This window comes from Burkholderia sp. B10, from assembly GCF_004368385.1.
Taxonomy (GTDB): Bacteria; Pseudomonadota; Gammaproteobacteria; order Burkholderiales; family Burkholderiaceae; genus Burkholderia; species Burkholderia vietnamiensis.
The window spans coordinates 1-21,758 of record NZ_PQMX01000087.1 but is presented as its reverse complement, the minus strand read 5'-3'; the positions used below and the strand labels follow the sequence as shown (position 1 = coordinate 21,758).

Below are 21,758 nucleotides of genomic sequence, written 5' to 3'. Positions count from 1 at the left end.
ATGTGTTCCTGTTCCTGAAGGAAGTCTGGCACCTGCTGTCGCACGCGAGCGGCCTCGACGAGGTCACCGTGATGCTCGCGGTGCTCGGCCTGATCGACGTGGTGATGATCTCGAACCTGCTGATCATGGTGATCGTCGGCGGCTACGAAACGTTCGTGTCGCGCCTGGGCATCGAAGGCCATCCCGACGAGCCCGAGTGGCTCGACCACGTGAACGCCGGCGTGCTGAAGGTCAAGCTGTCGATGGCGCTGATCAGCATCTCGTCGATCCACCTGCTGAAGACCTTCATCAATCCCGATCAGCACACGACGCACGCGATCATGTGGCAGGTACTCATCCACCTGTCGTTCCTGGTGTCGGCGCTCGTGATGGCGTGGGTCGACCGCCTGACGACGCACACGCACCCGGCCCATTTCCACGAGGCGCACGCGTCAGCGGCGTCCCGACCGGCGGCCTGACGGCCGCCCATGCATTCCCCACTGTCCCACAGAGTCTCAGCCATGACCGTCATCAAACAGGAAGACCTGATCCAGAGCATCGCGGATTCGCTGCAGTACATCAGCTACTACCACCCGCTCGACTACATCCAGGCGCTCGGCCGCGCGTACGAGCTCGAGCAGAGCCCGGCCGCGAAGGACGCGATCGCGCAGATCCTCACGAACAGCCGCATGTGCGCGGAAGGCAAGCGCCCGATCTGCCAGGACACCGGCATCGTGACGGTCTTCGTGAAGGTCGGCATGGACGTGCGCTGGGACGGCGCGACGATGAGCGTCACCGACATGATCAACGAAGGCGTGCGCCGCGGTTACACGCACCCGGACAACGTCCTGCGCGCGTCGATCGTCAATCCGCCGGAAGGCGCCCGCAAGAACACCAAGGACAACACGCCGGCCGTGATCCACTACGAGATCGTGCCGGGCGACAAGGTCGACGTGCAGGTGGCGGCGAAGGGCGGCGGCTCGGAGAACAAGTCGAAGTTCGTGATGCTGAACCCGTCCGATTCGATCGTCGACTGGGTGCTGAAGACGGTCCCGACGATGGGCGCGGGCTGGTGCCCGCCGGGCATGCTCGGGATCGGCATCGGCGGCACCGCCGAAAAGGCGATGCTGATGGCGAAGGAATCGCTGATGGAGCCGATCGACATCCAGGAAATCATCGCGCGCGGCCCGAAGGACTGGATCGAGGAACTGCGTGTCGAGCTGCACGAGAAGGTCAACGCGCTCGGCATCGGCGCACAGGGCCTCGGCGGCCTGGCGACCGTGCTCGACGTGAAGATCATGGCCGCGCCGACGCACGCGGCGTCGAAGCCGGTCGCCCTGATCCCGAACTGCGCGGCGACGCGCCACGCGCACTTCGTGCTCGACGGCTCGGGCGCGGCGAAGCTCGAAGCGCCGTCGCTCGACGCATGGCCGAAGGTCCAGTGGGAACCGAACACCGAGACGAGCAAGCGCGTCGACCTGAACACGCTGACGCCGGAAGAAGTCGCGAGCTGGACGCCGGGCCAGACGCTGCTGCTGTCGGGCAAGATGCTCACGGGCCGCGACGCTGCGCACAAGCGCATCGCCGACATGCTCGCGAAGGGCGAGAAGCTGCCGGTCGACTTCACCAACCGCGTGATCTATTACGTCGGTCCGGTCGATCCGGTGCGTGACGAAGTGGTCGGCCCGGCCGGCCCGACGACGGCCACGCGGATGGACAAGTTCACCGAGATGATGCTCGCGCAGACGGGCCTGATCTCGATGGTCGGCAAGGCGGAACGCGGCCCGGTCGCGATCGACGCGATCAAGAAGCACAAGGCCGCGTACCTGATGGCGGTCGGCGGCGCGGCATACCTGGTGTCGAAGGCGATCCGCGGCGCGAAGGTGCTCGCATTCGAAGACCTCGGCATGGAAGCGATCTACGAGTTCGACGTGCAGGACATGCCGGTGACGGTGGCGGTCGATTCGTCGGGCACGTCGGTGCACCAGACCGGTCCGAAGGAATGGCAGGCGAAGATCGGCAAGATCCCGGTCGCAACCGCTTAAGCGGCGCGAACCCGCTCGCGCACAAGGCCGGACGCGAGTCCGGCCTTTTTACTTGTCGTGGCCGACATCGGCCGCGGCACGCGCACGACGGCCGCCGCGCATCGCGTGCAATGGCCAGCCGCGGCCAGGCTTCGACGCTTGGCTTTTCCCGTTCGAGCGATTATCGTTCGGTTTCTGAAGCCCCACCGATCAAGGAACAGCCATGCAAGGCGACAAGAAAGTCATCGAATATCTGAACGCCCAACTGAAGAACGAACTCACCGCGATCAACCAGTACTTCCTGCATGCGCGCATGTACAAGCACTGGGGCCTCGAAAAGCTCGGCAAGCACGAATACGACGAATCGATCGGCGAAATGAAGCACGCCGACTGGCTGATCGAGCGCGTGTTCATGCTCGACGGCCTGCCGAATCTGCAGGACCTGCACAAACTGCTGGTCGGCGAGGAAACCGAAGAGATCCTGAAGTGCGACCTGAAGCTCGAGCAGATCTCGCAGGCGACGTGCAAGGAAGCGATCGCCTACTGCGAATCGGTGCGTGATTACGTATCGCGCGAGATCTTCGAAAAGATCCTCGACGACACCGAAGAGCATATCGACTGGCTCGAAACGCAGATCGACCTGATCGGCAAGGTCGGCCTGCAGAACTATCAGCAGACGATGATGGGTTCGCCGGAGTAACCGGCACGCTCGCCAGGATCGCCCGCTTCGCCCGCGCATGACGACGAACCGTTCCACCGCTTCCGCAGCCCGCCCCACCGCGCCGATCGGCATCTTCGATTCGGGGCTCGGCGGGCTGTCGGTGCTGCGCGCCGTGCGCGCGCAGCTGCCCGGCGAATCGTTCGTCTACGTCGCCGACTCGCGCCATGCGCCGTACGGCCCGCGCGACGAGGCGTTCATCACGGAGCGCACGCTGGCGATCTGCGAATGGCTCGCGCGCGACGGAGCGAAAGCGCTCGTCGTCGCATGCAACACGGCCACGGCACGCGCGATCGCGGCCGTCCGCGAACGGCTGTCGATCCCGCTCGTCGGCGTCGAGCCGGGCATCAAGCCGGCCGCCGCGGTGTCCGCGACCGGCGTCGCCGGCGTGCTTGCCACCCAATCGACGCTGAACAGCCCGCGCTTTCAGGCGCTGCTCGATCGCTACGGCGCCGGCCGACGCTTCATCTGCCAGCCGGGCCACGGGCTCGTCGAGGCGATCGAGCGCGGCGACACGAATTCCCCCGCCTTGCGCGCGTTGCTCGAACGCTACCTGCAACCGATGATCGACGCGGGCGCCGACACGCTCGTGCTCGGCTGCACGCATTACCCATTCTTCACGGCGGCGATTCGCGACCTCGTCGGCGATCGCCTGACGATCGTCGACACGAGCGACGCGATCGCGCGGCAACTCGCCCGCGTGCTCGACGAGCGCGGGCTGCGCGCGCCGACCGGCGCGCCCGCCGCGCCGCCGCGCTTCTGCTCGACCAGCGACGGCGTGCAATTGCGCGCACTGGCGTCGACGCTGCTTGGCCTCGACGTGCCCGTCGAGACCGTCACCATTGCGTCACCGAACGCGCGCGACTGCGCGACCGTTTGACGCACCGCGGTCGCCCGTCGGCTTTCGCTTCCTGCCTGCCTCTCGCCGCCTGCTGCCTACGCACGCCGCCCCGCCGCGCGTTTGAGGGGTCCGATGGTCTTAAAAAAAGCCCGCACCGCCCTTGTCAACCCGCATAAATTTAATGATAATAATTCGCATTACCGTTAGCTATCGCAACTCATCATGATCGTCTGCGTGTGCAAGTCCGTCTCCGATCGCAAGATCCGCGCGTCCCTCGCCGAGGGCGTGAGTTCTTTCGATGAACTCCAGTTCGAACTCGGCGTGGCCACGTGCTGCGGCAAGTGCGAGGAGTCCGTACGCGACCTGATGGCCGAGCAAGGCGTCTGTGCGAGCCGGTGCGGTGTCGAACACCACGCTCACCCGATCCCGGTGACGTTCTACGATCGCAAGGCCGCCTGAGCGGCGCCGGTATGCCCATGCGGCCGCGGCCGCATTTTTTGTTTCGACCGTCAGCCAGCCACCGTCCGTGCGAGCCAGCGGCTTACCTGCGAAGGAGCCTGTGATGGAATTGCTGATCGGATTCGTGACTACCGTGTGCATCTCGCTGCTGATCTTCCGCAAATGATGCCGCCCCGCCCGCCGCGCTCAGGGTGCGACATCGTTCTTTCAAGCTAACATGCAGGCTTCGCAATCCGCTCCTGCCGGCATCATGCCGGCTGCATCACGTATGAATCCCCGGGTCATCACCGTCGCGATCGGTGTGCTCGCCGCACACGCGCTCATGCTGACGGCCGCGTGGCTCCATCGCAGCGCGCCACCGCCGAAATCCGTCGAAGTCCAGTCGATCACCGCGCAGCTCATCCCGCCGGAGCCGATCGCACAGCAGGTCGCCGCCGAATCGATCGCGCAGCCCGCGCCGCCGAAGCCCGTGCCGCGCGTGAAGCCGAAGGCCGAACCGAAGCCCGTGCAGAAGGCGGCGAAGCCGACGCCGCAGCCGCTCGCACCGTCGCCCGCGCCGTCGCCGACGCCTGCCCCGGCAGCCGACCCGACGCCCGCACCGGCAGCGCCCGCGGCCGTGGCACCGGCGGCACCGGCCGCGACGCCGGCTCCCGCCCGCGAAACGATGCAGGTCAGCGCGCCGAAGAACGTGGCGGCGCTACAGTGCAACTTCGTGAAGCCCGACTATCCGTCGATGTCGCGTCGTCGCGGCGAAGCGGGTACCGCCTATGTTCATTTCGTGGTCGGCGTGACCGGCAAGATCGAAAGCGTCGAACTGCAGAAGAGCAGCGGCTATCCGCGCCTCGACGATGCCGCCCTCGACGCGATGCGCGCGACGACCTGCCGCCCCTACATCGAGAACGGGCAGGCGATCCGCGCCGCCCGCACACAGCCCTACAACTTCGGGCTCACCGACTAACCTGCCTTATCCGGAAGATTCAAAGGAAACAAAAATGCAAAGCTACGGTATCGCGCACGTCTGGGCGCAAGGTGATTTCGTCACACGCGCCATCGCGATCACGCTGCTCGTGATGTCGGTCCTGTCGTGGATCGTGATCGTCGTCAAGGGCTGGAACGTGATTCGCCTGAACCGGCTGACGAAGAATGCCGAGCAGGCGTTCTGGCATTCGGACGACTTCGACGACGGCATCAAGAAGCTCGGTCTCACCGCATCGACGCCGGGCGACAACCCGTTCCTCGCGCTCGCGCTGTCGGGCAAGGAAGCGGCCGACCACCACCATCAGACGCAGCCGCACCTGCACGACCGCATGGACGTGTCGGACTGGGTCACGCGCTGCCTGAAGGACACGATGGACGAAGGCATTTCGCGGATGCAGGCCGGCCTCGCGATTCTCGCGTCGATCGGCAGCACGGCGCCGTTCGTCGGCCTGTTCGGCACGGTGTGGGGCATCTATCACGCGCTGCTCGCGATCGGCGCGACCGGCCAGACGTCGATCGACCAGGTCGCGGGCCCCGTCGGCGAATCGCTGATCATGACGGCCTTCGGCCTGTTCGTCGCGATTCCGGCGGTGCTCGGCTACAACGCGCTGACGCGCGCGAACAAGGGTATCGCCAGCAAGCTGCGCCGCTTCGCGCACGGGCTGCACGCCTACTTCGTGACGGGCGCGCGCCTCGCCTCGTCGTCGCCGCGCGACGGCCTGCGCCTCGCGACGCGCGCAAGCTGAGACGAGGTCGACCATGGCAATGAACACCGGCTTCAGCGACGACGACGACGATGGCGTGATGAGCGAGATCAACATGACACCGCTCGTCGACGTGATGCTCGTTCTGCTGATCATTTTCCTCGTGACGATCCCGGCCATGCAGCACGCGGTGAAGATCGACCTGCCGCACGCGAGCAGCCAGCCCGTCGACGAAAAGCCGCAGACGGTCGACGTCGCGATCCAGGGCAACGGCACGATCCTGTGGAACGACCAGACGGTCACGCGCGAGCAATTGCAGGCGCATATCGCGGAAGCGGCGAAGCATCAGCCGCAGCCGGAGCTGCATCTGCGCGCCGATCGCAAGGTGGCCTACGAACGGGTGGCCGAAGTGATGTCCGATGCGCAGGCCGGCGGCCTGACGAAACTCGGCTTCGTGACGGTGCCGGCCGCCAAAGCGAAGTGACGCGGCGCGCGCGGGCCGGCACGCGCGCCCGTACCTGACTGGTCCGCCACAAAGTAAAAGGCCTTCATCGCCAGATGAAGGCCTTTTTTCATGCGCACGCGGGCGCCTTCGGGCGGCGGGCTCTTCGGCGGTATCGGTTACGCCTCGAGCAACGCAAATGCGGCTACCGTGGTCTGCACGGACTGCGCTTCTCTGCCCTATCTGGCTCGCAACATATGCGGCCACCGGATTCCGCTCAGAACCTCCTTCGCGAAATGGGATTTCAATATAGGCCGGCCCGCGCACGCATTCAAGAACCCGCCGATTGAACTTTGCGATTGCAGCCCGCGCTTCAATGACAAAACAAATTTGCCGGCGCGCGGCGTGCTGGCTTCACTGGGCCGTAACGGCCGCCGCCGCTGCCGCTTCCTGCTTCGCACGTTCGGGGCAACCGGGCTGCTTGTATTCGCCGTGGTCGAGCTTCTCCACCAGGTAGTCGACGAAAGCGCGCACCGCCGGCGGCATGCCCTGCCGCGACACGAACACCGCATAGAGTTGCGGCACCGGCAGCGTCCAGCCCGGCATCACCGGCGACAGCTGCCCGGCGCGCAACGCATTGCCGTACATCATCTCGGGCAACGCCGCGATGCCGAGGCCGTCGAGCACGGCCTCGCGGATCGTCATCAGGTCGGCCGTGACGAGCCGCGGGTCGTGTTCGTGCAGGTGGCGCGTGCCGTCCGGCGCGATCAGCGTGAACACGTGCCGCCCGTCCACGCTCGGCGTATCGAGCGTCTCGAAGCGCGCGAGATCGGCGGGCACGAGAGGCGGCGCATGCTGGCTCAGCAGGCTCGGCGCGCCGACCAGCATCTGCTCGGTGCGCCACAACGGCCGCACGACGATATTCGCGTTCTGCGGCGGCTCCGAGCGCACGCGCAACGCGACGTCGATCGAATCCTCGAACAGGTCGATCACGCGATTCGTCACGCGGATGTGCACCTTCACCTCCGGATAGCGGTGCAGGAATTCGGGGAGGATGCGCGACAGCATCGTCTGCGACAGCGTGACGGGCACGCTCACGCGCACCGACCCGCGCGGCGACGCGCGCAGTTGCTGCACCGCGTTCATCGCCGCCTGCGCTTCGGCCAGCATGGCCTGACAATGCTGGTAGAACAGCTCGCCGGCCTCGGTCAGCGCGAGCTTGCGCGTCGAACGCTGCAGCAGCCGCACGCCGAGCGCGGCCTCGAGTTCCGTCAGCCGTCGCGACAGGCGCGATTTGGAGATACCGAGCACGCGTTCCGCGGCCGAGAAGCCGCCATGCTCGACGACCTGCGAGAAGTACATGAGGTCGTTCAGGTTGTGTGCATCGATGTTCATGTCATCGTTCCAATTTCAGAACAATCCATTGCGGAGCACCGCAAATCGGACCGGAAAACGCCCAATATAATAGCGCTATGTTTCAAAAATAACGCTATTCCGATATCACCGAGGGCTACTGCATGACGACCGCTCGTTCGCTCGACCGCACCTACCCCGCGCTTCGCACGACCGAAGGCGGTGGCTTCGTGGTCCACCGCCCGTTCCCGACACGCCTGCTGATGGATTTCGATCCGTTCCTCTTGCTCGACGAGATGGGGCCCGTCGACTACGCGCCCGGCGAGGCCAAGGGCGCGCCCGACCATCCGCATCGCGGCTTCGAAACCGTCACCTACGTGCTCGACGGGCGCTTTCGCCACCGCGATTCGGCCGGCCATGCCGGCACGCTCGGGCCCGGCGACGTGCAGTGGATGACCGCCGGCGCCGGCCTCGTCCACAGCGAAATGCCGGACCCCGCGTTCGCGCAGACGGGCGGGCGCTCGCACGGCTTCCAGCTGTGGGTCAATCTGCCACGGCGCGACAAGCTGATCGCGCCGCGCTACCAGGAAATCGCCGCAGATCGCATTCCGCGCGCGAAGTCGCCGGACGGTCGTGTGGAAGTGCGCGTGATCGCCGGCGAAGCGCTCGGCGTGCGCGCGGCGATCGAAACGCGCACGCCGATCCTGTATCAGCATTTCACGCTGCAACCGGGCGCCACCGTCGCGCAGCCGGTGCCGGCAGGCTATCGCGTTTTCGCCTATGCGCTCGAAGGCACGGGCCGCTACGGCCCCGAGCGGCGGCCGGTCGAGGCGCGGCACATGATCGTCTACGGCGACGACGGCGACGCGGTCACATTCGAGGCCGGCGACACGCCGCTCGATCTGCTGCTGATCGGCGGCGCCCCGCTCAACGAGCCGATCGTGCGCTACGGCCCGTTCGTGATGAACACCGAAGAGGAAATCCGCCAGGCCGTCGTCGACTATCAGACGGGCCGGATGGGCGCGATTCACGCGTGACGCCGCGCGACGGGCCGCAGGCGCCGCGAAGCGATTCGTTTTGCGTCACAATAACTTCTTGAACCACGTGGCCGCCGGCCACCAGAAGGAACCCGTCCCCTTGAACTTCGAACATCTGATCCAGATCAACTCCGACGATCCGGCCGTGCCGTCCCTGACCCGCGACCAGTTGTGGGAAGGCCTCGTGCTGCGTGCCGAACAGCCGCAGCTGTTCGTGATCGGCCTCGACAGCTGTGTCGTCCACGAGCGCACGGAAACCACGCTGGAGCGCGAACTGCACTACGGCCACGCGACCGTGCGCGACCGCGTGACGTTCACGCCGTATCAGCAGGTGCGCTACGACATCCATGCGGCCAGCGGCGAAATCGGCGGCTCGCTGACGATGACGATCGAAGAACGCGACGATCGCGAGCTGTTCCTGCGTTTCGAATACCGGACGACGCTGACCGTCTCCGACGACAGCGAGGAAGCGCGTCAGACGCACGGCATCGTGAAGGAAGCGTATCGCACGTCGGATATCGACACCGTGCGCCTGATCCGCGAGTACGCGCAGGGCCGCAAGGCGCCCGACCCGCTTCACTGATTCACCGGCTCATCGAGCGCGGCGGCCTGCGGGCCGCCTCTTTGGCTTTGTCTATCGAGCGACCCTTCCCGATCGCGAAAGAGTTCTTTTCAATGGGAATGATTATCATTTAGAATTCATTCCATCGTATCGACAGTCACCGATCAACCGAATGACCGACACCATGCGCCCGACCACGCTGACCTTGCGCCGAACCACTGGCGCCGCAAGCGGCAACCGTCCGAAGACGGCAGCGGTCACGACGTCCGCGAAGCCTGCGGCAAGCCGCGACAGCGGCACGCGCACGCTGAACAGCGACGCGCTGCTGCAAGGCCACAGCCACATCAGCATCGCGCATAACGGTGAGACGTATCAGCTTCGCGCCACGCGGCTCGGCAAGTTGATCCTGACGAAGTAGCAACCGGGTATTGTGGGGACCACCTCCCTGAGAGGTGTTGGGCATTAGCCAGCGCAACGGCTTGCACGCGAGATCTAGACCCCTTCGTGCAAACCTACTCAAGCAGCCGTTGCAGCAAGCCAAGCCACTTTTTTGGTTCTCGCAGAGGCAACAAAAAAGCGACACGTCGAAGGACGTGTCGCTTTTCATTTGTGCGCCAGAGAAAACGCAGGCGAATGGGCAGTGGGCGATCGAGCCGGCTACTGCGCGGCGATGCGGACACCTGCCGCGACACACTTGCGCGACGCATCGCAGACTACACCGCGACGACGCCGTCAACGCCGCATCAGAATCCCCAGAACATCAGCCACCACGCGCTGTCGACCACCGCGAGGCCGACCACGAACCACGCGAACGCGGCCACGCGGCGCAGCCCTTGCGCATAGCGCCCCGTGACCTTCCATGCGAGCCACGCGCTCCACGTGTTCGCGGCCACCAGGATCGCGATGCGCACGTCGGCCGCCCAGTCGAGCGGCACGTGTTCGGCCCGCAGCAGCGACAGCGTCGTCGCCGACAGGCCGAGAAACACGCCGGCTCCGGCGATCGGGATCAGCGCCTGCGCGAGATGATGCAGACGCACGCGATCGAAACGGCCGAGCATCAGCGTCGCGCCAGCCAGCAGCAGGAGCAGCGCGGTGCCGTACACGAGCCCCGTGCCGACGATGTAGCTGACGATCAGCCCACCGTCGAGCCACGAGAACACGTCGTTGCGATCCGGATAGTGCGTGAGCAGGAACCACGGTGCATTGGTCTCGAGCGGCCACGTGATGTCGCGATCGATCAGCCAGCCGGCGAGCCATTGCTTGATCTGCACGAACCACGGGCTGACGGTCCAGTGGAACGCGCCGATCGCGACGCCGAGCAGGCCGTACAGGATCAGCGCCGTATCCCACGGGTTCGCCTGCTGCGCGCCGAGGTTCACGACTTCGTCAGACGGCGCGCGCCACGACAGCGCGATCGCATCGCGATGGCCGCTGCAGCGGCCGCACATATGGCACCCGGCGGCGCCCTTCATGTTGCGCAGCGGCACCAGCGGCGCGCAGTTGATCGGAATCACGCGATGCCCGTGTTCGCCGTTCCGGTACGAACGGCGCCACGCATCCTCGTCGACCTTGTAGCGCATCGGCGCGAGCCGCGACAGCAAACCGAACACGCCGTTCACCGGACACAGGTACTTGCACCACACGCGCTTTTCGCGGCCGTACAGCAGGCCGATCACCATCGCGCCGACGGTCGAGCCGCCGAGCACGAACAGCACCGCGAGCGGGTACTGGTAGACGCTGACCATCTGCCCGTAGATGGTCGTGAGCCCGAACGCGACGAACGGCCAGCCGCCCCACCGCATCCAGCGCGGAATCGCGCGGCCGCGGCCGAACTTGCTCGCATATTCGGTCAACGCGCCTTCGGGGCACAGCACGCCGCACCAGACGCGGCCGAGCATCACCATCGACAGCAGCACGAACGGCCACCAGATGCCCCAGAATACGAACTGCGCGATCAGCGTGAGGTTGTTCCACAGATGCGCGGAGTCGTCCGGCAACGGCAGCACGGCCGGCACGATGATCAGGAACGCATAGACGGCGACGACGACCCACTGGATGCCGCGGATCACCGCGCCGTGGCGCTGCATCCACTGGCCGACCTGCGCGAGGCGGCCCGGCTTCGCTGCGGCGACCACACTCATGCTGCGCGACCCGCGGGAACGGCCGGGCGACGGCTCGCGCGCTTCATCAGCAGCCACACCACGGCCCAGTACACCGCATAGGCGATCAGGTTGGTCAGCGCCGGATGCGCGCGATAGCCGGTCAGCGTCGCCACCAGCGAGCCGAACGTGCCCGAATCGTCGAGAATCGCCGACGTATCCCACAGCTGCGAGATGCCGAGCGGCAGGATCTCCTTGTCGATCAGCTTGTCGACCCCGGTCTGGAACAGGCCGGCGCCGAGGAACAGCAGCATCACTTCGGTGACGCGGAAGAAATGCCGCCACGAGAAGTACTTGCCGCCGAGTTGCAGCAGATAGAACGTGAGGAACGCGAGGCCGAGGCCGATCAGCACCGCGAGCATCTGGCTGCCGTCCACATGCCCCGACTGACCGAAGCCGAGCCCGTACAGGAAAATCACCGTCTCGCTGCCTTCGCGCGCGATCGCGAGCGCGACCAGCACCGCGACGCCCCACCAGTTCGAGTCGCGCGTACTGCGCTGCAACGATTGCTCCATGTCGCGCTTGAGCGTGCGGCCGTGCCGGCGCATCCACAGCACCATCTGCACGATCAGCACGCACGCGATCAGCACCATCGCGGTCTGGAAGTAATCCTGCGCGTCGCCGGACAGCACTTCGGTGAAGCCGACGAGCGCGGCGCCGAGACCGACCGCCATCAGCAGCCCGACGGCAACGCCCGCCCACAGAAACGGCAGGCCGCGGCGCGCGTCGTCGTCGCCGTTCTTCAGCCACGCATAGAGGATGCCGACGACGAGCAGCGCTTCGACGCTCTCTCGCCACACGATGAACAAGATCTGACCCATTGAATCCTCCTGACGCGCGGGCAACGCACTCGCATGCCCGCAATCAGATAAAACGCATTACTTCGCGACGATCACGCCCTGCGCCTGCTGGTGGAAATCGTCGAAAAACTTGTACTCGCCCGGCGACAGCGGCGCGACCACCACGAACGAATCGGCGCCCGGCGCGAGCACCTTCTCCTTGCGCAACTGCACGCTCTCGAATTCGGCGGCGCCCTTGCCCGTATTGCGGATCTCGATCTTGAAGCGCTGGCCGGCCGGCACTTCGATGCGGGCCGGGTTGAGCTTGCCGTCCGTCATCTCGAGCTTGAAGGTCGGCAGATCTGCGGCATGCGCGGCGCCGGCGAGCCACAGCGCGGCGGCTGCGGCGGCGATTTTCTGGGGAAATTTCATTCTGGGTTCTCTACGTCGACGGCGCGCGGGCGCGCCGTCCGTGATGCCACCGGTCAATACCCGCCCTTCTTGCCGATGCCGGCGAACGGGAAGTCGTATTCGAGCGTGATCGGCTTGAACCACGCGCCCACGCCCGTTTCCTTGTCGACGTGACGGCCGAACGCCATGTGGCCGGACTGCATCGGCGGCTTGACGATCATCGTCAGGTGATACTTGCCGGGGCCGGCCAGCTTCACGTTGTCGCCGTAGTGCGGGCCGTCGCTCGCGACCATGCCCATCAGGTCGCCTTCGGCCTTCCACTTCGCGTCGCCCTGCTTCGTCAGCTTGTACGTGACCTGCAGGTACGGCATCCAGTCGCCTTCCGCGAAGCCGGTCGGGTTGTTCTTGACCGCGTGAATGTCGGCCTCGAGGTGGATGTCGGAATCCGATGCCTTGCGCATCATCCCTTCCGGATCCATCGTGATCGGCTGCAGATACACCGCGCCGATTTCCATGCCGCCCTGGATCTGCTGCTTGCCGATCGGGTACTCGGCCGCCGAGGCCGACATCGCGGCAAGCGCCGCCGCTACCGCAACCGACGTGCGGATGAACGAAGAACCCAACATGGACACTCCTTGTTATTTGCCTGGTACGCGGCGGGCCGTCCTCCCGGAGGGTCCGCCAGGAACACTAACGCAATGAAGAACGTTAATGCGAACTATTCTCAATACATGCGGAGTTTAGCACCGAACCGGCTTCGGAACAAACGAGACACCGCGTAAACCCCTGATCCGACAAGGCTTACAACGGTGTTACCAACAGGTTTCGGTGCATTTCAGAGACGTCAGGAAGAAGAATTTACCGGCCCGCGCCATTCACGTGATCGCCCACGTTCGCGCCGAACACCCGCTCGCGCAGCAGCGCGAGCTGGTCGCGGGTCGCCGCGGCCTTTTCGAATTCGAGGTTCTTCGCGTAGTCGGCCATCTGCTTTTCGAGCCGCTTGATTTCCTTCGCGAGCTGCTTTTCCGACATGTCCTCGAACTTCGCGCGCTGTTGCGCTTCCTTCAGCTCCGCGCGTGCGTCGTCGGCGTTGTACACGCCGTCGATGATGTCCTTGATGCGCTTCACGACGCCGCGCGGCGTGATGCCCATCTTCTCGTTGTGCGCGATCTGCTTCGCGCGACGCCGCTCGGTTTCGCCGATCGCGCGCTTCATCGACTCGGTCATGTTGTCGGCATAGAGGATCGCCTTGCCGTTCACGTTGCGCGCCGCGCGGCCGATCGTCTGGATCAGCGAGCGCTCCGCGCGCAGGAAGCCTTCCTTGTCCGCGTCGAGGATCGCGACCAGCGACACTTCCGGAATGTCGAGCCCCTCGCGCAGCAGGTTGATGCCGACCAGCACGTCGAACGTGCCGAGGCGCAGGTCGCGGATGATCTCGACGCGCTCGACCGTATCGATGTCGCTGTGCAGGTAGCGCACCTTCACGCCGTGATCGGCGAGGAATTCGGTCAGCTGCTCGGCCATCCGCTTGGTCAGCACGGTGATCAGCACGCGTTCGCCGGCGCTCACGCGCGCGTTGATCTCGGTGAGCACGTCGTCGACCTGCGAGCTTGCCGGGCGCACTTCGATCTCCGGATCGACGAGCCCGGTCGGGCGCACGACCTGTTCGGCGATCTGGCCGGTCACGCGCTGCTCGTAATCGGCCGGCGTCGCGGACACGAACACCACCTGGCGCATCTTGCGCTCGAACTCGGGGAACTTGAGCGGCCGGTTGTCGAGCGCCGACGGCAGCCGGAAGCCGTAGTTGACGAGGTTTTCCTTGCGCGCCCGGTCGCCGTTGTACATGCCGTTCAGCTGGCCGATCAGCACGTGCGATTCGTCGAGCAGCATCAGCGCGTCGGGCGGCAGGTAATCGACGAGCGTCGGCGGCGGCTCGCCGGGCGCCGCGCCGGAAAAGTGCCGCGAGTAGTTCTCGATGCCCTTGCAGAAGCCCAACTCCTGCAGCATCTCGAGGTCGAAGCGCGTGCGCTGCTCGAGCCGCTGCGCCTCGACGAGCTTGCCTTCGCGGTGGAAGAACTCGAGGCGCTCGCGCAATTCGTCCTTGATCGTCTCGATCGCGCGCATCACGGTGTCGCGCGGCGTCACGTAGTGCGACGACGGATACACGGTGAAACGCGGAATCTTCTGCCGCACGCGGCCGGTCAGCGGATCGAACAGTTGCAGCGTCTCGACCTCGTCGTCGAACAGCTCGACGCGCACGGCCATCTCCGCATGTTCGGCCGGGAAGATGTCGATCGTGTCGCCGCGCACGCGGAACGTGCCGCGCTGGAAGTCCTGCTCGTTGCGCGAGTACTGCATCGCGATCAGCCGCGCGATCACGTCGCGCTGCCCGAGCTTGTCGCCGGTGCGCAGCGTCAGGATCATCTGGTGATATTCGGACGGGTTGCCGATACCGTAGATCGCCGACACCGTCGCGACGATCACCACGTCGCGGCGCTCCATCAGGCTCTTGGTCGCCGACAGCCGCATCTGCTCGATGTGCTCGTTGATCGACGAGTCCTTTTCGATGAACAGGTCGCGCTGCGGCACGTACGCTTCCGGCTGGTAATAGTCGTAGTACGACACGAAGTACTCGACGGCGTTGCGCGGGAAGAATTCGCGGAATTCGGCGTAGAGCTGCGCCGCGAGCGTCTTGTTCGGCGCGAACACGATCGCCGGGCGGCCGAGCCGCGCGATCGTGTTGGCCATCGTGAAGGTCTTGCCCGAGCCGGTCACGCCGAGCAGCGTCTGGAACGACAGCCCGTCGTGAACGCCTTCCACGAGCGTCTCGATCGCGGTCGGCTGGTCGCCCGCGGGCGGATACGGCTGGTACAGCTGGAACGGCGACCCTTCGAAGGTCACGAATTTCGATTCGTCGAGTGCGTCGCCGACTGCGGCGTGATGTTCGGACATGGAGTGCGGCCGGAGCGTGGGCAAAAAAACATTCTAGCGCTTCGCGGCGCCGCGGGCCGCTGACGGCTCCTGACGAGCGGGGTCGCGCCAACCGGGTCCGAAATCGCGATACGCGGTGCAATCGCCGCCGTGGCCAGCGTGAATTCGCTACAATATCGGGCTGCTGCGCTTTCCGGCGCCGTGCCGCTGGCGCGCGGTCCGCCGCGCCTGCCCCGCCGGCTGAAAGCCTGACCCTCTTTTCACTACTGCCGAATCATCATGTCGCTCTTCTCCGCTGTCCAGCTTGCTCCCCGCGACCCGATCCTGGGCCTGAACGAAGCCTTCAACGCCGATACGCGTCCGACCAAGGTCAACCTCGGCGTCGGTGTGTACACGAACGAAGAAGGCAAGATTCCGCTGCTGCGCGCGGTTCGCGAAGCGGAGAAGGCGCGTGTCGACGCGGGCCTGCCGCGCGGTTACCTGCCGATCGACGGGATCGCCGCGTACGACGCCGCCGTGCAGAAGCTGCTGCTCGGCAACGATTCGCCGCTGATCGCCGCAGGCCGCGTGGTCACCGCGCAGGCGCTGGGCGGCACGGGCGCGCTGAAGATCGGCGCCGATTTCCTGCGCACCGTGAACCCGAACGTGAAGGTCGCGATCAGCGATCCGAGCTGGGAAAACCACCGCGCGCTGTTCGAAGCGGCCGGCTTCGAAGTCGTCGCATATCCGTACTACGACGCGGCGACCCACGGCGTGAACTTCGAAGCGATGCTGGCGGCGCTCAACGGCTATGCGGCCGGCACGATCGTCGTGCTGCATGCGTGCTGCCACAACCCGACCGGCGTGGATCTGACCGAAGCGCAATGGCAGCAGGTCGTCGACGTCGTCAAGGCGCGCAACCTCGTGCCGTTCCTCGACATCGCGTATCAAGGCTTCGGCGACGGCATCGACGCCGATGCGGCTGCCGTGCGCCTGTTCGCAGCCGCCGACCTGAACGCGTTCGTGTCGTCGTCGTTCTCGAAGTCGTTCTCGCTGTACGGCGAGCGCGTCGGCGCGCTGTCGATCATCACGTCGAGCAAGGAAGAAGCGACGCGCGTGCTGTCGCAGCTCAAGCGCGTGATCCGCACCAACTACTCGAACCCGCCGACCCATGGCGGCGCCGTCGTCGCAGCGGTGCTCGCATCGCCGGAACTGCATGCATCGTGGGTGCAGGAACTGGGCGAAATGCGCGACCGCATCCGCGCGATGCGCAACGGCCTCGTCGAGCGCCTGAAGGCGAGCGGCGTCGAGCGCGACTTCAGCTTCATCAACGCGCAACGCGGGATGTTCTCGTATTCGGGACTGACGTCGGCGCAAGTCGATCGTCTGCGCGAAGAATTCGGCATCTACGCGGTCGGCACCGGCCGGATCTGCGTGGCTGCGCTGAATACGCGCAACCTCGACGCGGTCGCGAACGCCATCGCCGCGGTGCTGAAGTAAGTCGGCGGCGGCAAGGCGGCCGTCATCGCCGCCTGCTGCCGACTGCGCCGAAACGCAAAACGCGCTCCATGGAGCGCGTTTTTTTGTGCCGTTGCATATGCGCTGCGCGCGAGAGCGCCGCGACGGCCCGCGCAGTGGCGGCCGCCACGTCACTGCATGAACCAGCCGTGGCTGACGACGAACGACTGGCCGGTGAGCGCGGCGCTCGGGAATGCCGACAGGAACAGCACCGTCTGCGCGACGTCCTGCACCGTCGTGAACACGCCGTCCACCGTGTTGCCGAGCATCACCTTCTTCACCACTTCTTCTTCGCTGATGCCGAGCTCCTTCGCCTGCTCCGGAATCTGCTTGTCGACCAGCGGCGTGCGCACGAAGCCCGGACACACCACATGCGAGCGCACGTTGTGCTTCGCGCCCTCCTTCGCCAGCACGCGCGCGAGCCCCAGCAGCCCATGCTTGGCCGTCACGTACGCCGACTTCAGCGGCGACGCCTCGTGCGAGTGCACCGAGCCCATGTAGATCACGACGCCGCCGCGGTCGTCCTTGTACATGTGCTTGAGCGCGGCCTTGGTCGTCAGGAACGCGCCGTCGACGTGAATCGCCTGCATCTTCTTCCAGTCGGCGAACGAGTAGTTCTCGATCGGGTTGACGATCTGGATGCCCGCGTTCGACACCAGGATGTCGACCGAGCCGAACGTCTCGGCGACCTTGTCGATGCCGCTGTTCACCGCGTCCTCGTTGGTGACGTCCATCGCGACGCCGATCGCCTTGCCGCCGGCCTTGTTGATCTCGTCGGCCACCGCGTTCGCGCCGTCCTGGTTCAGATCTGCGATCGCGACGGCCGCGCCGGCCTTCGCCAGCTCCAGCGCGATTTCTTTGCCGATGCCGCTCGCGGCGCCCGTGACGACTGCGGTCTTGCCATTCAGGTCTGCTGCCATGTCCGTCTCCTTACGTTACCCGTTCGAAAAATCGCGCGCCGCAGCAGCAGCCGTCATAGCCTGTCCGTGCGGGCGAGCCAGCCGCTATTGTGCACGATCGGTCCCGCCGTTCGCGCGCAAAACGCCTAAGCTTAAGGTCGGTTACGACTCGCGGAGGTTGGTATGCACTATCGACGGCTCGGCCGCTCCGGCCTGCAGATCAGCGAACTGTCGCTCGGCTCGTGGGTGACCTACGGCAATCAGGTGGATCAGCGGGCGGCCCGCGAATGTCTCGCAGCGGCGCGCGATGCCGGCGTCAATTTCTTCGACAACGCGGAAGTTTATGCGGGCGGGAAATCCGAGGAGATCATGGGCCAGGCGCTCAAGTCGCTCGGCTGGCCGCGCGTCAGTTACCTCGTGTCGACGAAGTTCTTCTGGGGCCTCGCGGAAGCGCCGAATCAGTACCACACGCTGAACCGCAAGTACCTGCTGAATGCGATCGACGGCTCGCTGCGGCGGCTGCAGCTCGACTACGTCGATCTCGTCTACTGCCATCGGCCGGACCCGAACACGCCGATCGAGGAGACCGTCTGGGCGATGAGCGACATGATCGTGCGCGGCAAGGCGCTGTATTGGGGCACCTCCGAATGGAATGCCGACGACATCCGCGCCGCGTATGAAATCGCCGAGCGCCATCATCTGCACAAGCCGGTGGTCGAGCAACCGCAATACAACCTGTTTCATCGCACGCGGGTCGAGCAGGAATATGCGCGGCTCTACGACGACTGCGGGCTCGGGCTGACGACCTGGAGCCCGCTGGCATCGGGCCTGCTCACCGGCAAGTACCGCAACGGCGTGCCGCCGGGCAGCCGCGCCGAGCTGCACGGCTACGACTGGCTGCGCGAGCGGCTCACGGACCGCGCTCGCAACGAGGTGGTCGAGCGGCTCGGCGACATCGCGGCGGAACTCGGATGCAGCACCGCGCAGCTGGCGATTGCATGGGTGCTCGCGAATCCGCGCGTGAGCTCGGTCATTACGGGGGCGTCGCGGCTCGAGCAAATCGGCGACAACATGCGCGCCGTCGAGGTCGCGACGAAGCTCACGCCGGAGCTCAAGCAACGCATCGACGACGTCGTCGGCGACGCATACGAGTAAGGCGACTCACGTGCAGTCGCGTACCAGTCGCGTACAATACGCGGCCGCATCGGCGCGCGACCCGACCGTCGCGCGCGACCGCACGCTTTCATCGATTCATCTCTCGTTCCAGGCAGCTCGTCATGCTCAGCTATCGTCACGGTTTTCACGCAGGCAACCACGCGGACGTGCTCAAGCACACCGTCGTCGTCCAGCTGCTGCGCTATCTGAACAAGAAGGACAAGTCGTACTGGTACGTCGACACCCATGCCGGCGCCGGCGTGTATTCGCTGCGCGACGGCTATGCGGCCAAGACGGGGGAATTCGACACCGGCATCGGCCCGCTGTGGAACGACAAGGGCGTACCGGAGGCGCTGAGCGACTACATCGACGAAGTGCGCGCACTGAACGCCGACGGCGAACTGCACTACTACCCCGGCTCGCCGTATCTCGCGTGGCGACTGATGCGCGACCAGGACCGGATGCGCCTGTTCGAAATGCACACGACGGAGATCGACGTGTTGCGTCACAACTTCCGCGATGCGGGGCGTCGCGCGATGATCTTCGCCGGCGACGGTTTCGAGGGCATCAAGGCGCTGCTGCCGCCGCCGCCGCGACGGGCGCTCGTGTTGATCGATCCGTCCTACGAGGACAAGAAGGACTACGCGCGCACCATCAGCTGCGTGACGGAATGCCTGAAGCGCTTCGCGACCGGTTGTTACGCGATCTGGTACCCGCAGGTTGCGAGAATGGAGTCGCAGCGTTTTCCGGAACAGCTCAAGCGTCTGCAGCCGAACAATTGGCTGCATTTGACGTTGACGGTGTCGAACCCGCCCGCGGACGGACTCGGCCTGTACGGCAGCGGGATGTTCATCCTGAATCCGCCGTACACGCTCGCGCAAAGCATGAAAGAAGTGCTGCCGTATCTCGTCGAACGCCTGGGACAGGACAGTGGCGCGCGGTATCAGATCGAACACCGCGGCAATTGAACGCGTGGGCCGCCTCAGGGCTGCGGTCTCGGCGCCGGGCGCGGCTGATTCGCCGGCCCGACGTTCCAGCCGGGCACGTTGATATAGGGCGCAACGAATAGCGGCACCGACGAATTCGCGCCTTGTCCTGCCGGCGCGCGTATGCCGGCGGGCTCGACGATCGGCTCCGACGACAGCGGCGCCGTTTGCAGCACCAGGCCACCCTTGCCATCGACGATTCCGCGTTGCGTGTCGAGAATCAACGCCTGGGACGCAGACGAAGCGGCGGCGCCGGCGGCCACCGCATGGATGAGCACCGCAGCGCCCAGACCGAGACGCGCGCGGGAAGCAAGGTGACGCACATCAGGATGCCAGCGCATGATCGTTTTTCCGGTGAAAAGCAGGTCCATACCATAGCGCCCCGCTGACGATTCCGCCAGATCCGCGGCGCAAAAAAGACAAAGCCCCGTCAATACGGGGCTTGCTTTTCATTCGGCGCCACGCGGCACCGGACAACTGCTTCGATTACAGCGAGTAGCCGTTCGTTTCGAGCGAACGGATGCGGCTCTCGAGCTGGACGATGTCCGACGAGGTAGCCAGGTAAGCTTCGCGGCGCTCGCGCTCGGCGGTTTCGAACCAGTTGCTCAGCTTTTCAACGATGTAGGCGATCATGATGTTCTCCAAGGAAGGGGGACCCCTGGCGAATCGAGATTCAGGGATTTCCCGTATAGGGTTATCCCGAATTATAGCGGGGCTGCACCAAGTTGCCAGTGAAATGCGTGCATGGCTGCCATTCCAATTTGGAATGGATCGTGAGGCGACATTCGTAATGCATTGATTTTTCTACGAATTGGCTTCTGGGTCTTTCGCGACCTGGAAGACATGCACTAATCTGGTTCGCCTACCGGTTCGGCCAGACGCGCCAAAATCGGGCATTCGGGTCGCCCGTCACCGTGACAGTGCGCGGCCAGATCGGCGAGCGTATCGCGCATGTCGGTCAATTCGGCGATGCGTTTGTCGAGCTCGGCCACATGTTCGAGCGCGATCGACTTCACCTCGGCACTGGCCCGCGACCGGTCTTGCCAGAGCGTCAGCAGCTTGCGGATATCCTCGACGAGAAAGCCGAGCCGCCGCGCCTGTCTGATGAAACGCAGCGTATGGATTTCGTCCGGACCGTAGAGCCTGTAACCGGCATCGCTCCGCTTGCTGGGTGCGAGAAGGCCGACCTGCTCGTAATACCGGATCATCTTTGCGCTGACGCCTGATTCACGCGATGCGTCGCCAATATTCATTGCCCCGCCCTGTTTCGATTCAAGGTAACGCCGATGGCAGCGACCATCGATCCTATTTCCATCGTATCAAATTGCATGACGGCACTCCGGCGATGGGGAGACAGCGGTTGGCGGGATGATAGTCACTGCCATAATCGCCGTGCGGGGCTGTGGCGCCCAGTAGGAGATCGTTGGCGCGTGGCCGCCGGACATGCATCGCAGATATCGCCAGCTTGATGCATCGCGCGTTCCGGCGATGAGCAGTTCCGCGGCAGCGTGACGATCAGGGGATATGGGCCGACTCGTCGTGAACCTGGTGAGCAGCGTGGCTTCTAGCGAGTCGGTCCTGGGCACATCACCAAGCTATCGCAAACCGACCGGGTTCGTTCGATCCCGCCGACTCGAGCCGATGCAACTGGCCGAGTGCTCTTTCTGCCGCGCCAATGCAAAAACCCCCGCCTGTTCAGGCGGGGGTTCTCGGCTTAGGGAGCCTGACGATTACCTACTTTCACACGGGAATCCGCACTATCATCGGCGTAGAGTCGTTTCACGGTCCTGTTCGGGATGGGAAGGGGTGGGACCGACTCGCTATGGTCATCAGGCAAAGAGGGT

General features: G+C 65.2%; 24 protein-coding genes and 1 rRNA gene. 14 read left to right on the top strand and 11 right to left on the bottom strand.

From position 1 onward, the window contains the following. The 8 genes from C3Y15_RS27855 to C3Y15_RS27820 all read left to right on the top strand — a co-directional run. Positions 1–458, top strand: a 458-nt coding sequence (locus tag C3Y15_RS27855; protein WP_134206902.1) for a TIGR00645 family protein, incomplete at its 5' end; no start/stop codon positions are given. A 42-nt stretch (positions 459–500) separates the two neighbouring features. Beyond that, entirely contained in the window at positions 501–2,024 is a 1,524-nt protein-coding gene (locus C3Y15_RS27850; protein ID WP_034194836.1) for a fumarate hydratase, read from the top strand. Positions 2,025–2,226: 202 nt separating this feature from the next. Then, entirely contained in the window at positions 2,227–2,703 is a 477-nt protein-coding gene (bfr, locus tag C3Y15_RS27845; RefSeq protein ID WP_011885484.1) for a bacterioferritin, read from the top strand. 37 nt (positions 2,704–2,740) lie between these two features. Beyond that, positions 2,741–3,601 carry a glutamate racemase gene (gene murI, locus C3Y15_RS27840; RefSeq protein ID WP_014723333.1) on the top strand — a complete coding sequence of 287 codons (861 nt, stop codon included), beginning with the start codon at positions 2,741–2,743 and terminating at the stop codon, positions 3,599–3,601. Between the two features lie 183 nt (positions 3,602–3,784). Continuing rightward, on the top strand, positions 3,785–4,021 hold the full coding sequence (locus tag C3Y15_RS27835; protein ID WP_011885486.1) for a (2Fe-2S)-binding protein: 237 nt from the start codon (positions 3,785–3,787) through the stop codon (positions 4,019–4,021). Between the two features lie 217 nt (positions 4,022–4,238). After that, positions 4,239–4,979 carry an energy transducer TonB gene (locus C3Y15_RS27830; RefSeq protein WP_011885487.1) on the top strand — a complete coding sequence of 247 codons (741 nt, stop codon included), beginning with the start codon at positions 4,239–4,241 and terminating at the stop codon, positions 4,977–4,979. A gap of 34 nt (positions 4,980–5,013) precedes the next feature. Beyond that, a complete protein-coding gene (locus tag C3Y15_RS27825; protein WP_011885488.1) occupies positions 5,014–5,745 on the top strand; it encodes a MotA/TolQ/ExbB proton channel family protein in 732 nt (243 codons plus the stop codon). Between the two features lie 13 nt (positions 5,746–5,758). After that, positions 5,759–6,187 carry a biopolymer transporter ExbD gene (locus C3Y15_RS27820; protein WP_011885489.1) on the top strand — a complete coding sequence of 143 codons (429 nt, stop codon included), beginning with the start codon at positions 5,759–5,761 and terminating at the stop codon, positions 6,185–6,187. A gap of 372 nt (positions 6,188–6,559) precedes the next feature. Here C3Y15_RS27820 and C3Y15_RS27815 read toward each other — a convergent pair whose 3' ends face one another. Further along, positions 6,560–7,540, bottom strand: a complete 981-nt coding sequence (locus tag C3Y15_RS27815) for a LysR family transcriptional regulator (protein ID WP_034194834.1) — start codon at positions 7,538–7,540, stop codon at positions 6,560–6,562. 122 nt (positions 7,541–7,662) lie between these two features. Here C3Y15_RS27815 and C3Y15_RS27810 point away from each other — a divergent pair, with 122 nt between their 5' ends. The 3 genes from C3Y15_RS27810 to C3Y15_RS27800 all read left to right on the top strand — a co-directional run bounded on the left by C3Y15_RS27810 (position 7,663) and on the right by C3Y15_RS27800 (position 9,515). Beyond that, the gene (locus C3Y15_RS27810) at positions 7,663–8,535 is read left to right on the top strand and encodes a pirin family protein (protein ID WP_059560269.1); all 873 of its coding nucleotides are present in this window, start codon (positions 7,663–7,665) and stop codon (positions 8,533–8,535) included. A 100-nt stretch (positions 8,536–8,635) separates the two neighbouring features. Next, positions 8,636–9,118 (top strand): SRPBCC family protein, encoded by a 483-nt coding sequence (locus C3Y15_RS27805; protein ID WP_011885492.1) that lies wholly within the window; start codon positions 8,636–8,638, stop codon positions 9,116–9,118. Between the two features lie 151 nt (positions 9,119–9,269). Next, positions 9,270–9,515: a hemin uptake protein HemP gene (locus tag C3Y15_RS27800; protein ID WP_011885493.1), complete on the top strand. Its 246-nt coding sequence runs from the start codon at positions 9,270–9,272 to the stop codon at positions 9,513–9,515. A gap of 325 nt (positions 9,516–9,840) precedes the next feature. Here the strand turns inward: C3Y15_RS27800 and C3Y15_RS27795 are convergent, their stop codons facing one another. The 5 genes from C3Y15_RS27795 to uvrB form a co-directional block, all read right to left on the bottom strand. Then, positions 9,841–11,238, bottom strand: a complete 1,398-nt coding sequence (locus C3Y15_RS27795) for a 4Fe-4S binding protein (protein WP_041493864.1) — start codon at positions 11,236–11,238, stop codon at positions 9,841–9,843. Beyond that, complete coding sequence (locus tag C3Y15_RS27790; protein ID WP_011885495.1) at positions 11,235–12,077, bottom strand: FTR1 family protein; 843 nt, start codon at positions 12,075–12,077, stop codon at positions 11,235–11,237. The genes C3Y15_RS27795 and C3Y15_RS27790 overlap by 4 nt, the downstream gene beginning before the upstream one ends. A 57-nt stretch (positions 12,078–12,134) precedes the next feature. Beyond that, on the bottom strand, positions 12,135–12,467 hold the full coding sequence (locus tag C3Y15_RS27785) for a cupredoxin domain-containing protein (protein WP_011885496.1): 333 nt from the start codon (positions 12,465–12,467) through the stop codon (positions 12,135–12,137). 53 nt (positions 12,468–12,520) lie between these two features. Beyond that, the gene (locus tag C3Y15_RS27780) at positions 12,521–13,072 is read right to left on the bottom strand and encodes an iron transporter (protein ID WP_011885497.1); all 552 of its coding nucleotides are present in this window, start codon (positions 13,070–13,072) and stop codon (positions 12,521–12,523) included. A gap of 232 nt (positions 13,073–13,304) precedes the next feature. Continuing rightward, positions 13,305–15,398 carry an excinuclease ABC subunit UvrB gene (gene uvrB / locus C3Y15_RS27775; protein WP_011885498.1) on the bottom strand — a complete coding sequence of 698 codons (2,094 nt, stop codon included), beginning with the start codon at positions 15,396–15,398 and terminating at the stop codon, positions 13,305–13,307. Between the two features lie 258 nt (positions 15,399–15,656). Between uvrB and C3Y15_RS27770 the strand changes: the two genes are divergently transcribed. Further along, positions 15,657–16,856 carry an amino acid aminotransferase gene (locus C3Y15_RS27770; RefSeq protein WP_014723338.1) on the top strand — a complete coding sequence of 400 codons (1,200 nt, stop codon included), beginning with the start codon at positions 15,657–15,659 and terminating at the stop codon, positions 16,854–16,856. Between the two features lie 149 nt (positions 16,857–17,005). Here C3Y15_RS27770 and C3Y15_RS27765 read toward each other — a convergent pair whose 3' ends face one another. Continuing rightward, complete coding sequence (locus C3Y15_RS27765) at positions 17,006–17,794, bottom strand: 3-hydroxybutyrate dehydrogenase (RefSeq protein WP_060043487.1); 789 nt, start codon at positions 17,792–17,794, stop codon at positions 17,006–17,008. Positions 17,795–17,956: 162 nt separating this feature from the next. On the opposite strand from C3Y15_RS27765, the gene C3Y15_RS27760 reads away from it, so the two are divergent. Further along, a complete protein-coding gene (locus C3Y15_RS27760; protein WP_011885501.1) occupies positions 17,957–18,928 on the top strand; it encodes an aldo/keto reductase in 972 nt (323 codons plus the stop codon). A gap of 122 nt (positions 18,929–19,050) precedes the next feature. Further along, complete coding sequence (gene rlmJ / locus C3Y15_RS27755; RefSeq protein ID WP_011885502.1) at positions 19,051–19,896, top strand: 23S rRNA (adenine(2030)-N(6))-methyltransferase RlmJ; 846 nt, start codon at positions 19,051–19,053, stop codon at positions 19,894–19,896. Between the two features lie 14 nt (positions 19,897–19,910). Here the strand turns inward: rlmJ and C3Y15_RS27750 are convergent, their stop codons facing one another. The 4 genes from C3Y15_RS27750 to rrf all read right to left on the bottom strand — a co-directional run bounded on the left by C3Y15_RS27750 (position 19,911) and on the right by rrf (position 21,748). Continuing rightward, positions 19,911–20,285, bottom strand: a complete 375-nt coding sequence (locus C3Y15_RS27750; protein WP_011885503.1) for a hypothetical protein — start codon at positions 20,283–20,285, stop codon at positions 19,911–19,913. 115 nt (positions 20,286–20,400) lie between these two features. Continuing rightward, positions 20,401–20,547, bottom strand: coding sequence for a DUF3563 family protein (locus C3Y15_RS27745; RefSeq protein ID WP_011885504.1), 147 nt, complete (start codon positions 20,545–20,547; stop codon positions 20,401–20,403). Positions 20,548–20,762: 215 nt separating this feature from the next. Continuing rightward, positions 20,763–21,167: a Cu(I)-responsive transcriptional regulator gene (gene cueR, locus C3Y15_RS27740; RefSeq protein WP_011885505.1), complete on the bottom strand. Its 405-nt coding sequence runs from the start codon at positions 21,165–21,167 to the stop codon at positions 20,763–20,765. A 468-nt stretch (positions 21,168–21,635) separates the two neighbouring features. Beyond that, positions 21,636–21,748: ribosomal RNA gene (rrf, locus tag C3Y15_RS27730) — 5S ribosomal RNA — on the bottom strand. Positions 21,749–21,758: the final 10 nt, after the last annotated feature.

Bases quoted from the DNA above. Each gene is read 5' to 3' on its own strand.
- C3Y15_RS27850 (WP_034194836.1), top strand. From the start codon at position 501: ATGACCGTCATCAAACAGGAAGACCTGATCCAGAGCATCGCGGATTCG.
- bfr (WP_011885484.1), top strand. From the start codon at position 2,227: ATGCAAGGCGACAAGAAAGTCATCGAATATCTGAACGCCCAACTGAAG.
- murI (WP_014723333.1), top strand. From the start codon at position 2,741: ATGACGACGAACCGTTCCACCGCTTCCGCAGCCCGCCCCACCGCGCCG.
- C3Y15_RS27835 (WP_011885486.1), top strand. From the start codon at position 3,785: ATGATCGTCTGCGTGTGCAAGTCCGTCTCCGATCGCAAGATCCGCGCG.
- C3Y15_RS27830 (WP_011885487.1), top strand. From the start codon at position 4,239: ATGCAGGCTTCGCAATCCGCTCCTGCCGGCATCATGCCGGCTGCATCA.
- C3Y15_RS27825 (WP_011885488.1), top strand. From the start codon at position 5,014: ATGCAAAGCTACGGTATCGCGCACGTCTGGGCGCAAGGTGATTTCGTC.
- C3Y15_RS27820 (WP_011885489.1), top strand. From the start codon at position 5,759: ATGGCAATGAACACCGGCTTCAGCGACGACGACGACGATGGCGTGATG.
- C3Y15_RS27815 (WP_034194834.1), bottom strand. From the start codon at position 7,540: ATGAACATCGATGCACACAACCTGAACGACCTCATGTACTTCTCGCAG.
- C3Y15_RS27810 (WP_059560269.1), top strand. From the start codon at position 7,663: ATGACGACCGCTCGTTCGCTCGACCGCACCTACCCCGCGCTTCGCACG.
- C3Y15_RS27800 (WP_011885493.1), top strand. From the start codon at position 9,270: ATGACCGACACCATGCGCCCGACCACGCTGACCTTGCGCCGAACCACT.
- C3Y15_RS27795 (WP_041493864.1), bottom strand. From the start codon at position 11,238: ATGAGTGTGGTCGCCGCAGCGAAGCCGGGCCGCCTCGCGCAGGTCGGC.
- C3Y15_RS27790 (WP_011885495.1), bottom strand. From the start codon at position 12,077: ATGGGTCAGATCTTGTTCATCGTGTGGCGAGAGAGCGTCGAAGCGCTG.
- C3Y15_RS27785 (WP_011885496.1), bottom strand. From the start codon at position 12,467: ATGAAATTTCCCCAGAAAATCGCCGCCGCAGCCGCCGCGCTGTGGCTC.
- C3Y15_RS27780 (WP_011885497.1), bottom strand. From the start codon at position 13,072: ATGTTGGGTTCTTCGTTCATCCGCACGTCGGTTGCGGTAGCGGCGGCG.
- uvrB (WP_011885498.1), bottom strand. From the start codon at position 15,398: ATGTCCGAACATCACGCCGCAGTCGGCGACGCACTCGACGAATCGAAA.
- C3Y15_RS27770 (WP_014723338.1), top strand. From the start codon at position 15,657: ATGTCGCTCTTCTCCGCTGTCCAGCTTGCTCCCCGCGACCCGATCCTG.
- C3Y15_RS27765 (WP_060043487.1), bottom strand. From the start codon at position 17,794: ATGGCAGCAGACCTGAATGGCAAGACCGCAGTCGTCACGGGCGCCGCG.
- C3Y15_RS27760 (WP_011885501.1), top strand. From the start codon at position 17,957: ATGCACTATCGACGGCTCGGCCGCTCCGGCCTGCAGATCAGCGAACTG.
- rlmJ (WP_011885502.1), top strand. From the start codon at position 19,051: ATGCTCAGCTATCGTCACGGTTTTCACGCAGGCAACCACGCGGACGTG.
- C3Y15_RS27750 (WP_011885503.1), bottom strand. From the start codon at position 20,285: ATGGACCTGCTTTTCACCGGAAAAACGATCATGCGCTGGCATCCTGAT.
- C3Y15_RS27745 (WP_011885504.1), bottom strand. From the start codon at position 20,547: ATGATCGCCTACATCGTTGAAAAGCTGAGCAACTGGTTCGAAACCGCC.
- cueR (WP_011885505.1), bottom strand. From the start codon at position 21,167: ATGAATATTGGCGACGCATCGCGTGAATCAGGCGTCAGCGCAAAGATG.